Below are 11425 nucleotides of genomic sequence, written 5' to 3' on the forward strand. Positions count from 1 at the left end.
ACCACTGGACCTGATCCGCAACAGTCCCGGCTCAGCTCCGGTACCGCCACCTTCGTCGGCCCCATGCACCCGAACACCATCCGCAAAATCGCCTGCGACGCGGACATCCTTCCCGTCCTGCTCGGCAGCGACTCCCGCGTCCTGGACATCGGCCGCACCACCCGGATCTTCCCGCCCCACATCCGCAAAGCCATCACCGCCCGCGACGGCGGCTGCGCCTTCCCCGACTGCACCATGCCCGCCCCCTGGTGCGAAGCCCACCACATCACCTACTGGTCACACGGCGGCACCACCTCCACCGATAACGGCACCCTGCTCTGCAGCCACCACCACCACCTCATCCACAAAGAAAACTGGCGCATCGACATCACAACAGGGGTTCCCTGGTTCATTCCCCCACCCCACATCGACCCCCACCAAACACCACGACGCAACCACCACCACACACCCCTCAGAACATAAGAGTGCCCCGGTGCATATTGATGGCTAGTACAGCAGGGCCCCCGATTGCGCGCTTACTGGCGGTGCCTGGGTTGCAAGTCCTTGATTTTCCGTTCAAGGGCCAAACGTTCCGCGCCGTTTGAGCACAGTTCAAGAGCCTGGTGAAATGCCTCGCTCGCTTCTTCATGGCGGCCAAGCCGCGACAGCAGCTCGCCCTTGACCGCCGGCAAGAGATGCGAGCCCTTGAGTTCACCCCGGGCAGCCAATTCGTCAACGAGGTCCAGTCCGGCGGCAGGGCCAGAGGCCATGGACACGGCGACGGCACGGTTCAGATCAATGATGGGCGACGGCGTGAGTCGTCCGAGCGCCTCGTACAGAACCACGATTCGATCCCAGTCTGTGTCCGCCACCGAATGCGCCACAGCGTGGCATTCGGCTATGGAAGCCTGGAGACCGTAGGCGCCGAGTCCACGGCCGGAACCCACCGCCGTCGAAAGTGCTGCGCGTCCGCGCCGGATTGCTGACTGATCCCATCGACGTCGATCCTGGTCTTCCAGCAGGACCGGCTGGCCCTCTGCGTCGAGCCTCGCCGGGAATCGCGCGGCTGTGAGTTCCATCAGTGCCAGCAGCCCGAATGCTTCGGGTTCGGGCGCGACGCGGACCAGCACCCGGGCAAGTCGTCGTGCTTCACTGGCCAGCTCGGTGCGCATCCAGTTTTCTCCTCCGGAAGCGTAGGCCCCCTCAGTGAAGATCAGGTAGAGGACATTCAGCACCGAACCAAGCCGCTCAGGAACCTGATCGGCCTCGGGCACTGCGAACGGGATGCGGGCAGCGGCGAGAGTCTTCTTGGCCCTGGTGATGCGGGCCTGGATGGTTGGCACCGGGACCAGGAATGCCTTCGCGATCTCATCCGTGGTCATGCCGCCCACAACGCGCAGTGTCATGGCAATCCGAGCCTCCTTGGACACCACTGGGTGGCAGGAAATGAACATCAGGGCCAGGACGTCGTCATCTATGGCCTGGGGGCTGAACAGCGCATCCACACCGGCTTCTTTCTCTGTGAGATCACGTGCCAGAAGCGCGTATTTGTCGTCCAAGGCTGCCCGCCGCCGGAAAGCATCGATGGCACGACGACGACCCGCTGTGAGGAGCCATCCCACGGGCTCGGCAGGTGCGCCATTGATGGACCACGACACGAGGGCCTCTGCGAGTGCTTCCTGTGCCAGGTCCTCTGCCAGTGGAAAGTCTCCTGTATAGCGGGCAAGGGCGCCGACGATGCGGGCGGATTCGCTGCGCCACACCGCTTCGACGGCGGCCCTTGCCTCGTTGCTGCTCACGTCAGGTGCTGCTCACTGCAGGTGCTCCCCAAAGCAGTGGCGCCCGGTCTAGAGCTGTCCGGTCTGCTCGCGCCAAGCCCGCTCCTTCTGGATCCATTCGTTGTCTTGGGGGAATTCGTCGATGCTGGTCACCCGTCGGATCTCGGTCTTGGTGCCCTCGGTCATCGGAGCACGCTTGGCCCACTCGATTGCTTCCTGCTTGGATGCAACATCCAGGATGTAGTAACCGGCAAACAGTTCCTTCGTTTCACCGTACGGGCCATCAGTGACCACCGGGGTGTCACCGGTGAAGTCGACCACGACGCTTTCCTTTGCATCGTCCAGTCCTTCAGCAGCCAGCAGCACTCCAGCGCGGATCAGTTCGTCGTTGAACTTGCCCATCGCTTCGAGGATTTCGTTGAAGTCGATGTTCTCGAACTTGGCGAATGATTCGTCGGTTGCCCGCATGATCAGCATGTACTTGGCCATTGCACTCAATCTCCTGTGTTGTGGAAGGTCGCCCTTCGACCTTCTCATCCATGGGTCGAACAGTGCGAGGCGAAATCGACAACCATTCAAAAGAATTTTCCGGGGCCTTCCAGAGACCCCCGGCGTATCCTGAGGGGACAGTGGGAAAACGATGTGTTTTCCCACCGGACTGGTTCGAGGCATCATGGCATCATCACGCTCTTCCGATGACTTTTTTCCGGAACGCGGTGCCGCCGCCCGGATGGTCAACTCTTATGCAGCCCTCCTGAAATCCGTCCGGAGTGCGGGCTTGCTGAAGCGGCGCCGGGGTTTCTACATCACGGTTTTCGTGATTCTGATGCTCGCGTGGGCCGGAACATGGAGTGGCTTTCTTCTCTTGCGGGACACCTGGTTCCAGCTCCTGATCGCGGCCGGCATGGGCATTGTCCTCACTCAATTCGCGTTTCTCGCACACGAGGCTGCCCACCGCCAGGTGTTCAAATCCAAGAGCATGAATGAATGGTCCGCACGCCTCATTGGCACAGGGTTGGTGGGAATCAGTTATGCGATGTGGGCCCAAAAGCATACCCGCCACCACAACTTCCCCAATGTCATCGATAAGGACCCTGATATCCACACGGGCGCCATCGCCTTCCATCCCGAGGCTGCGGCGTCGCGGCGCGGAGTAATGGTGCGTGTTACGCGGAAGCAGGGATGGCTGCTGTTCCCCCTGTTGTTCTTCCTCGGTGCGAGCCTGCACGTTGATTCGTTGAAGTACTTGCTACGCCAACGAAAGGCGGATCACCGCTGGGTAGAAATCCCTGTGATATTGCTGCGTCTGCTCGTGGTGCCGGTATTGGTGTTCTCTTTGCTGCCGCTGGGCATGGCCTTCGCCTTCCTTGGCGTCCAATTAGGCGTCTTCGGCTTCTATATGGGCGCCGCATTCGCACCCAATCACAAAGGCATGCCTATCCTGCCCGCGTCCAGCAGGGCGGATTTCCTGAAACGCCAGGTCCTTACTGCCCGGAACATCTCCGGGGGACGGTTCCTTGACGCACTTATGGGCGGACTGAACCGGCAGATCGAACACCACCTCTTCCCGGACATGCCCAGGCCTTACCTGCAGCGTGCCTCCGGAATCGTCAAGGAATGTTGCCGGGAACTGGACATCCCTTACACGGAGACCTCACTGGCGGCTTCCTACGCAATCGTTGTCAGGTACTTGAACAACGTGGGACTCTTCGCTGGCGAACCCTTTGAGTGTCCTGTCGTGGACAGGTTCAGGCCCGGATAGGGTCGCCGCTGGTGACAAGGGCGACCACACGAAGGATCCCCCGGAACTGTTACTCGAACTGTCCGGGGGATCCTTCGCTGCCAAGTATTGGCGTCGTAATTTCCTTACTGCGGTTACAGGGCCTTAGTGGCCGCCGCCTCCGATAACTCCGGCTTCAACAGCTTTGGTGACGGCGTCTGCCTCGGCCTGTGTGAGTTTGCCGTCCGTGACGGCCTTGTCCAGCCTGGTCTTAAGGGCAGCGGCTCGCTCCTCCTGGGCGGCAGTGCGGATTTCTTCCAAGGCGGCAGTGACCTTGGATTCATCGATGCCCAGTGCTGCGGCCAGGGACTTGGCCAAGGCTGCTTCCTGCGCCGTCCGGTCCGGCTTGGTTCCTTCGGTGCCTTGAGTTGGTGGAGTGGTGGGCTTATTCGCTTCTCTGAAGGCCTTCAACGCGTCGGTGACCTTGGCTTCGTCCACTCCCAACTTGGCGGCAAGGTCCGCTGCGAGCTGACCACGATCGGGGCCGTGGCCTCCAGGCCTTCCGTGGCCCTGTGGGGGCGTGGTGGCATCGGCTGACGACGTTGCGCTCGGCGTCGGCGTCGGCGTCGTGGTGGCTGAAGCAACGCTGGTAACACCCAGCCCCGCACCTAGCGCCAACGCTCCGGCTGTAATGCCCAGCGTGATTCTCTTGGTCTTTGACATGGTGCCTCTCCTCAATCTGCCGCCGCCGTAACGGCTGCTGAGCCGTCCGAACGGCTGGTAACTTCCAGACGATCTGTAACACCGTCCTGTTACTACAATGAGTTGATCACCCAAGCCCACGCTGTTCTGAAGCTGTCAATCAGCTGTGAAGGTGCGGTTGGGTGTCCAAGGCCGCAAGCAATCGCTTGACTGAACCGCCCAGGTTCCACTCAGTAGCCAAGCGCTCAAGCTCAGCGCGCGCCTCGCCTGTCACGGGGCGCAGCTGGGCGGCTGCCTCCTCAAGGGTGGGCACCTTCAAGTCGCGAACCACATTGACGACGGCGGGCGCCACCTTGAGGTACTCGGCCGCCGTGGCAAGTTTGGCGCGTACGGAACTGGACAGTCCGCCGTCGGGATCCTCTGCTGCCTCCAGGAGGCCCTCAAGGGAGCCGTATTCCGCGAGCAGGGACGCGGCCGTTTTCTCGCCGATGCCGGCAACGCCCGGCAGGCCGTCGGATGAATCGCCGCGCAGCGTGGCGTAGTCGGCGTACTGTTGCGGCAGCACGCGGTACTTTCCAACGACGACGACGTCGGTGACCACCTCGAGATTCTTCATGCCACGGGCGGTGTAGATGACGCGGACGTCCCGATCATCGTCTACGAGTTGGAAAAGGTCCCGGTCACCCGTGACCACATCAGTGGGCAGCTGCGCCTGGCTGGCATACGTGCCCACAACATCGTCAGCTTCATGCTCATCGACGCCCACCACAGCAATGCCTGCAAGGTCCAGCACGTGGCGGATCAGCGGGATCTGCACTTCGAGAGGATCGGGAACGATTTCGACGTCGGGGCCCACCGGCACGATTTCGGCCACCCTGTGGGCCTTGTAGCTGGGGATCAGCTCAACCCGCCATTTCGGGCGCCAGTCGTTGTCCCAGCAAGCGACCACGTGGGTCGCTTCGTACTCCGTGGTGAGGCGGGCAATCATGTCCATCAGGCCACGGACGGCGTTGACGGGTGTGCCGTCGGCGCGGCGGATGGAGTCCGGAACACCGTAGAAGGCGCGGAAATACAAGGAGGCAGTGTCCAGGAGCATGAGTCGAGGCATACCTGATCCTGACACGCCCTGCCCGGAATCATAGTGAACCTGGGCCAAACCTCGTCGGCGGGCGGACAAAGACTTGATCCGCACTGTGAGCCGCATTACGATGATGTGAGCGATAATAGAACAAGCTGTTCAACTATAGAACACCTCAGAATTTAGACCCACAAAGAAGTGAGGAAAGCCCGTGCAGTTCCACCACCACGGTTACGTATCCGGTGACCCTCGAGTTGAGCCGGCCGCCGGCGTCGGAATCAACCGCCCGGCCGAGCTTCCTGATGAAGTTGACGTTCTCATCGTGGGCACCGGCCCTGCGGGGATGCTGACGGCGGCGCAACTGGCCCAGTTCCCGGATATCACGACGCGTATTATTGAGCGCCGGCCCGGGCGTCTGGCGATCGGTCAGGCCGACGGCATCCAGGCCCGCAGCGTCGAGACCTTCCAGGCTTTCGGGTTCGCCGAACGCATTACCGCGGAGGCCTACCGCATCACCGAAATGGCGTTCTGGAAGCCGGACCCCGCTGACCACACGCGCATTGTGCGAGCGGCCCGGGCGGTGGATGACCCCACGGGCATCAGCGAATTCCCGCACCTGATCGTGAACCAGGCCCGCGTGCTGGACTACTTCGCGGAATTCATGGCCAACTCACCGACGCGCATGACTCCGGACTACGGCTACGAATTCCGCAGTCTCCAGGTCACTGGTGTTGGTGACTACCCGGTCACTGTCACTCTCGCCCACACCTCCGGACCCAACGAAGGCCAGGAGAGGGTCATCCGTGCCAAGTACGTCGTCGGTGCCGATGGTGCGCGCAGCAAGGTCCGCGAGTCCATCGGGTGCCACCTCGCAGGTGACCAGGCCAACCACGCCTGGGGTGTCATGGACGTCCTGGCCGTCACGGACTTCCCGGACATCCGCACCAAATGCGCTATCCAGTCCGGCGCGGGAGGCAGTATCCTGCTGATCCCCCGCGAGGGCGGCCACCTGTTCCGCATGTACGTGGACCTGGGTGAGGTTAAGCCCGAGGATCACGGCGCCGTGCGGAAAACGACCATCGAGCAGATCATCCAAAAAGCCAACGACATCCTGCACCCGTACACGCTGGATGTCCGCAACGTCGCCTGGCACAGCGTTTACGAGGTAGGCCACCGGCTCACGGACAGGTTCGACGACGTCCTGCCGGAGGAACGCGGCACACGGAGCCCACGGGTGTTCATCACCGGAGATGCGTGCCACACGCACAGTGCGAAGGCCGGGCAGGGCATGAACGTTTCCATGCAGGACGGCTTCAACATCGGCTGGAAACTCGGGCACGTCCTGGAAGGCCGCAGCCCCGAGTCCCTGCTGGACACCTACTCCGCCGAACGCCAGGTGGTGGCGAAGAACCTGATCGACTTCGACAAGCAATGGTCCACCCTGATGGCCAAGAAACCCGAAGAGTTCGAAGACCCCGCAGAATTGGAGACTTTCTACACCAGCACCGCCGAGTTCCCTGCCGGTTTCATGACCCAGTACGCCCCGTCGATGCTCGTGGCCGAAGCGCAGCACCAGGAACTCGCAGCCGGCTTCCCGATCGGCAAGCGCTTCAAATCCGCGCCCGTCCAACGGGTCTGCGACACCAACCCGATGCACCTCGGACACCATGCGAAAGCGGATGGGCGCTGGCGGATCTACGTTTTCGCCGACGCCGCACCGGCAGGCGCCGAGGGCCCGGTGGCGGACTTTGCCCAGTGGATCGCGAACTCGCCGGACTCGCCGCTGGCCGCGACGCCGTCGGACGCTGACCGCGACGCCTGGTTCGACGTGAAGGTGATCTACCAGCAGGACCACACCAACGTGGACATCAACGCCGTCCCCGCGGCGTTCAAACCCACCGTTGGACCGTTCAAACTCACCTACCTCGAGAAGGTCTTCGGCACCGACCCCAACGCGGACATCTTCGAGCTGCGCGGCCTCAGCCGGAACGGCGTAGTGGTGGTCGTCCGCCCGGACCAGTACGTCGCGAACGTACTGCCCCTGACCGCGACGGCGGAGCTCGGCTCGTTCTTCGCCACCGTGCATTCCGGGGACACAGTGCATTCCCGGGCCACCGTGCATTCCGGGGCGACAGTGCATTCCGGGCAGCGGGAAAAGTCGAACACCACAGACGCCGATCTGGTCAGCCACCAGGCGTAAGGATGGATGCAACTGCCGGGAGCGGAACCAGGCTCCCGGCAGCAAATTCGCCCCGCCGCCACGGCGCTCTCCCAAAGCGTCGCAGGTGTCAGGCAGAATATCCCTCATGGGGCGTTGGAGCGAAGAGAGAGTCATCAACGCCGCCCCCGACGCATCGTCTTTGGCAGCGGCGCGGAAACTGGCACATCCCGGCCCGTGGTCGGACTCGGGGAGCAACGACGTCCTGGTTTGGGGCAAATGCCAAGGCAGCGGAAAAACGCCCTATCAAGTAAGCGTGGACATCGTCGCCCCTGCCTACCGATGCTCATGTCCCAGCCGAAAATTTCCCTGCAAACACGCCCTTGCACTGCTTCTTCTCTGGGCCAGGGGCGAGGCAGCAGAGGCTTCGACCGAGCCGGCGGACTTCGCGCAGGAATGGGCAGGGCAACGCGCAGAACGTGCCAACGCCAAGGATCGCCGGCAGTCAGGGGAGGCATCGGATCCCGAAGCGCAGGCCAAGCGCCTCGCTGAGCGCCAAACACTCATGGATGCCGGAATCGCAGACTTCGCCCGCTGGCTGACCGACTTGATCCGGACCGGGCTTGCCGCCGCCCGCAACCAGCCCTACTCCTGGTGGGACGGTGTGGCGGCCCGATTGGTCGACTCCCAGTTGCCAGGCCTCGCCGAACAAGTGCGGACCATGGCTTCGGAAGTCCACGGCAGGACCGACTGGGCAGACCATCTGTTGCTCCATGCAGGCCGCTGGTGGGCGCTGACCAAAGCCTGGGCCGCACGGGAGACGTTGTCCGCCGAGGAATTTGCAGATGTCAAAGCGGCCGTCGGTTGGGCCACTGCATCAGCCGACGTCAAGGATACTGAGGCATTGCCGGGCCCATGGCTGGTACTGGGAGCCCATCGAAGCGACGACGGTCGGCTCCAACAGCAGCGGACCTGGCTCCGGGGTCCCGATGGCACGGTGGTGGTCATCCTGGATTTTGCCGGGCAGGGCCAAGGGCTCGCGACGCCTCAACTCGCTGGCGCCCTGTTGGGGGTCTCGGTTGCCCGCTACCCCGGCTCGGCGCCGCAGCGTGCCATGTTCACCAGTCCCGTTGATTCCCAGGGACTGGCCACCAGCCTTGGTCCTGGCTGCACCATCGCCCAGGCCCTCGAGCAGCAGTCAGCCGCTGTTGCCCGCTCACCGTGGCGCGACCGGCAGCCTGTGCTGTTGGCCCGTGTCACCGTCCTGTCTGAAGACTACGGTTGGCTCGTGGAGGAGAACGGTAATGCGCTTCCCTTGATGGATGCTCCCCTCGATTCGCTGCTGGCACTCACAGGCGGCCGTCCGGTAGATATTTTCGGCGAACTCGAGGATGGCCGCGTGCGGCCGCTGACCGTCGTCGTCGGTGACGCGGTGGTGACTCCATGACGTGGTTGGACGAGCTGACATGGTTGGACGGGCTACGCACTGCCGCGCTCGTAGGAACAGGCCGGCATGCCGCGCCATCTCCCCCAGCCTGGCTGACCGCGCGCCCTCCTGAGGGCTTGTCCCGTGAGGAAGAGGTGCTGGACCAGGCTGCCATGGCGGATGTCGTCATCCGCGCGTCCCGCACGCCCGCCCAGGCGCCTGCCGCTACTCGGCCGCTGCCGGCGCCGCTTGATCCAGAGCCGCAGGCCGCCGGTGAAGCTGCCCGGCTGCTGGAACTCCTGCTCACCCAACCGCCCGTCGGACTGGAGTTGAGGAACCAACTGGTGGTGGACTGGCTGCGGTTGGCAGAAGAATCACGACGCCGGGTCCCGCACCGCCTGCTTCCGGCGCTGTTCGGGTTGGCAGAAACTAAAGCAGCTGTCTTCAGGCGCTTGGAGCCAGCCATCGGAACCCGCGGCCGCTGGCTTCAAAGTCGCTCAAAAACATCGGTTCCGAAGCCCGCCGCTGAATCGTCAGAGCCCGGAATCGAACTCGCCGCGGCCGGACTCGAACGTCTCCGAAGGAGTGACCCTGCGGCTGCACGCGAGAGGCTGGCGACTCAGTGGGATGCCCTCAGCGCCCGGGAACGAGCAAATCATCTGGCCCTGTTGGCCACGAACCTGGGCAATGATGACGAGGAGTTGTTGGAACGCGCCTTGGACGACAAAGCCAAGAGCGTGCGCGAGGTAGCAATCGGATTGTTGGACCGACTCCCTGGCAGTCTCCGTGCCGGGCGCATGGCTGCCCGGCTGCTTCCCCTGCTGCACCTGAAGGGGCTGTTGGCCAAGCGGATCGATATCGACCTTCCCCCGGATCCGGATGAGCAAGCTTTACGCGACGGGATCCCGTCCAACCAACGCGGTGGTGAACCTGACAGACTGGTGCGATTGGACACCATCATCAGGGGTGCACCGCTGGAGGTGTGGACGTCCGTGTCCGGCCGCAGCCCGGCCGCAGCTGTGGAGCTCCTGAAACCAGAGGCCCGGGTCCTGGAGGGCCTCATCACAGCTGCGGTGAGCCGGAAGGACCTTGAGTGGATCCGCGCGCTGCTGACCGTCCGGACCGACGTGCGGCTGCTGGGTTGCCTTCCCCCTGGTGAGCGGGAGCAGTGGCTGGAAGCGTACATCCGCAATGGCATTGACCAGCCCCTGACCCTGGTTCCGCTGTTGCGGGATCTGCCCCAGCCGTGGGGTTTGGGGTTGGCTGATGCGCTGCTCGTGCTGATTGCCGGCAAGAACGGCGGCCAATTGGCGGCCATGCTGGCGCAAGTGGTGCCAACTGCGCTGCCGCCGGAGGCCGCCGAACAGTGCCGACGCCTTCTGGAGCGTTCAGACGAGGACGCTGCCCGGCGCCGGGTGCTCCGCGACGCTGTTCAATACCAAGCATTCCGACAATCCCTCACGGAGGCCTTCCAATGACAGATGCTCCAAACGGAACCGATATTCTGCGGGCTCACGCCGAAAATGCTTACGCCGATGAACTGAGTGTGTTGGCGGCGGTTGACGACCGGCCCCGGCCACCCAGTTGGAGGCTCTCTCCATGGGCAGTCACCACCTACATCCTGGGCGGCACCCTGCCCAACGGCGCCGTGATCACGCCGAAATACCTGGGCCAGGAGCGCTTGGTGGAAATCGCTGTAGCTTCCCTTGCTACGGACCGGGCCCTGCTGCTGTTGGGTGTGCCGGGAACTGCGAAGACATGGCTTGGCGAGCACTTGGCCGCGGCTATTTCGGGCGCGTCCACCTTGGTGGTCCAGGGCACGGCGGGAACCCCTGAAGAAGCGCTTCGGTACGGGTGGAATTACGCACGGCTACTCGCCGAAGGTCCCTCACGGGCAGCCATGGTTCCGGGACCTGTGATGCGTGCAATGGAGGCGGGAAGCCTGGTGCGCGTGGAAGAACTCACTCGCATCCCCTCCGATGTCCAGGATTCCCTCATCACCATCCTCAGCGAGAAGACCCTGCCCATCCCGGAACTCAACGACGAAGTGCAGGCCCGCAAAGGATTCAACGTGATCGCCACCGCGAACAACCGCGACAAAGGCGTCAACGAGCTCTCCTCCGCACTCCGCCGCCGCTTTAATACCGTGGTCTTGCCGCTTCCGGACACCATCGATCAGGAGGTGGAGATCGTGACAACCCGTGTGCGCAGCTTGGGCGAGGCTCTGGAGCTTCCGGCGGACTTGGCGGCCCTCTCCGAAATCCGCAGGGTAGTGACCGTCATGCGGGAACTGCGTGCAGGGGTCACGCAGGATCAGCGCACCACCATCAAATCCCCGTCAGCCACCCTTTCCACAGCCGAGGCCATTTCCGTGATGACCAATGGGCTGTCCCTCGCAGCCCACTTCGGCGACGGAACCGTCCGGGCGGACGACGTCGCGGCGAGCTTGGTGGGTGCGGTGATCAAGGACCCGGTGCAGGACAGGGTGATCTGGCAGGAGTACCTGGAGACGGTGGTGCGGAATCGACCGGAGTGGAAGGACCTCTACCGGGCTTGCCGTGACCTTGAGTCGACGAACTAGGCG

The 11425-nt window shown here is 63.3% G+C and carries 10 protein-coding genes; 6 read left to right on the forward strand and 4 right to left on the reverse strand.

Features of this window, described 5'->3' with window-relative positions; genetic code table 11:
• A partial coding sequence (locus AC1DD7_RS00005) for an HNH endonuclease signature motif containing protein (protein ID WP_477513244.1) occupies positions 1-462 on the forward strand: 462 nt, incomplete at its 5' end.
• A 53-nt stretch (positions 463-515) separates the two neighbouring features.
• Here AC1DD7_RS00005 and AC1DD7_RS00010 read toward each other — a convergent pair.
• Positions 516-1778 carry an RNA polymerase sigma factor gene (locus AC1DD7_RS00010; RefSeq protein WP_477513245.1) on the reverse strand — a complete coding sequence of 421 codons (1263 nt, stop codon included), beginning with the start codon at positions 1776-1778 and terminating at the stop codon, positions 516-518.
• Between the two features lie 48 nt (positions 1779-1826).
• Complete coding sequence (locus AC1DD7_RS00015; protein WP_477513246.1) at positions 1827-2246, reverse strand: YciI family protein; 420 nt, start codon at positions 2244-2246, stop codon at positions 1827-1829.
• Positions 2247-2430: 184 nt separating this feature from the next.
• Between AC1DD7_RS00015 and AC1DD7_RS00020 the strand changes: the two genes are divergently transcribed.
• Entirely contained in the window at positions 2431-3519 is a 1089-nt protein-coding gene (locus AC1DD7_RS00020) for a fatty acid desaturase family protein (RefSeq protein ID WP_477513247.1), read from the forward strand.
• 123 nt (positions 3520-3642) lie between these two features.
• On the opposite strand, the gene AC1DD7_RS00025 is transcribed toward AC1DD7_RS00020, so the two are convergent.
• On the reverse strand, positions 3643-4200 hold the full coding sequence (locus tag AC1DD7_RS00025) for a hypothetical protein (protein WP_477513248.1): 558 nt from the start codon (positions 4198-4200) through the stop codon (positions 3643-3645).
• A gap of 139 nt (positions 4201-4339) precedes the next feature.
• The gene (locus AC1DD7_RS00030) at positions 4340-5287 is read right to left on the reverse strand and encodes a 5'-3' exonuclease (protein WP_477513249.1); all 948 of its coding nucleotides are present in this window, start codon (positions 5285-5287) and stop codon (positions 4340-4342) included.
• Positions 5288-5468: 181 nt separating this feature from the next.
• On the opposite strand from AC1DD7_RS00030, the gene AC1DD7_RS00035 reads away from it, so the two are divergent.
• The 4 genes from AC1DD7_RS00035 (at position 5469) to AC1DD7_RS00050 (ending at position 11422) form a co-directional block, all read left to right on the forward strand.
• On the forward strand, positions 5469-7457 hold the full coding sequence (locus AC1DD7_RS00035) for an FAD-binding monooxygenase (protein WP_477513250.1): 1989 nt from the start codon (positions 5469-5471) through the stop codon (positions 7455-7457).
• Between the two features lie 106 nt (positions 7458-7563).
• Complete coding sequence (locus tag AC1DD7_RS00040; protein WP_477513251.1) at positions 7564-8862, forward strand: SWIM zinc finger family protein; 1299 nt, start codon at positions 7564-7566, stop codon at positions 8860-8862.
• Complete coding sequence (locus tag AC1DD7_RS00045) at positions 8859-10319, forward strand: DUF5691 domain-containing protein (RefSeq protein ID WP_477513252.1); 1461 nt, start codon at positions 8859-8861, stop codon at positions 10317-10319. Before AC1DD7_RS00040 ends, AC1DD7_RS00045 begins: the two co-directional genes overlap by 4 nt.
• Positions 10316-11422: an ATP-binding protein gene (locus AC1DD7_RS00050; protein WP_477513253.1), complete on the forward strand. Its 1107-nt coding sequence runs from the start codon at positions 10316-10318 to the stop codon at positions 11420-11422. Before AC1DD7_RS00045 ends, AC1DD7_RS00050 begins: the two co-directional genes overlap by 4 nt.
• The last annotated feature ends 3 nt before the right edge of the window (positions 11423-11425 follow it).

The sequence above is a fragment of the Paenarthrobacter sp. 10L412 genome (assembly GCF_056395565.1).

Excerpts from the sequence above, each read along its gene's own strand:
- AC1DD7_RS00015 (WP_477513246.1), bottom strand. The coding sequence starts at position 2,246 with ATGGCCAAGTACATGCTGATCATGCGGGCAACCGACGAATCATTCGCC.
- AC1DD7_RS00040 (WP_477513251.1), top strand. The coding sequence starts at position 7,564 with ATGGGGCGTTGGAGCGAAGAGAGAGTCATCAACGCCGCCCCCGACGCA.
- AC1DD7_RS00030 (WP_477513249.1), bottom strand. The coding sequence starts at position 5,287 with ATGCCTCGACTCATGCTCCTGGACACTGCCTCCTTGTATTTCCGCGCC.
- AC1DD7_RS00045 (WP_477513252.1), top strand. The coding sequence starts at position 8,859 with ATGACGTGGTTGGACGAGCTGACATGGTTGGACGGGCTACGCACTGCC.
- AC1DD7_RS00020 (WP_477513247.1), top strand. The coding sequence starts at position 2,431 with ATGGCATCATCACGCTCTTCCGATGACTTTTTTCCGGAACGCGGTGCC.
- AC1DD7_RS00050 (WP_477513253.1), top strand. The coding sequence starts at position 10,316 with ATGACAGATGCTCCAAACGGAACCGATATTCTGCGGGCTCACGCCGAA.
- AC1DD7_RS00025 (WP_477513248.1), bottom strand. The coding sequence starts at position 4,200 with ATGTCAAAGACCAAGAGAATCACGCTGGGCATTACAGCCGGAGCGTTG.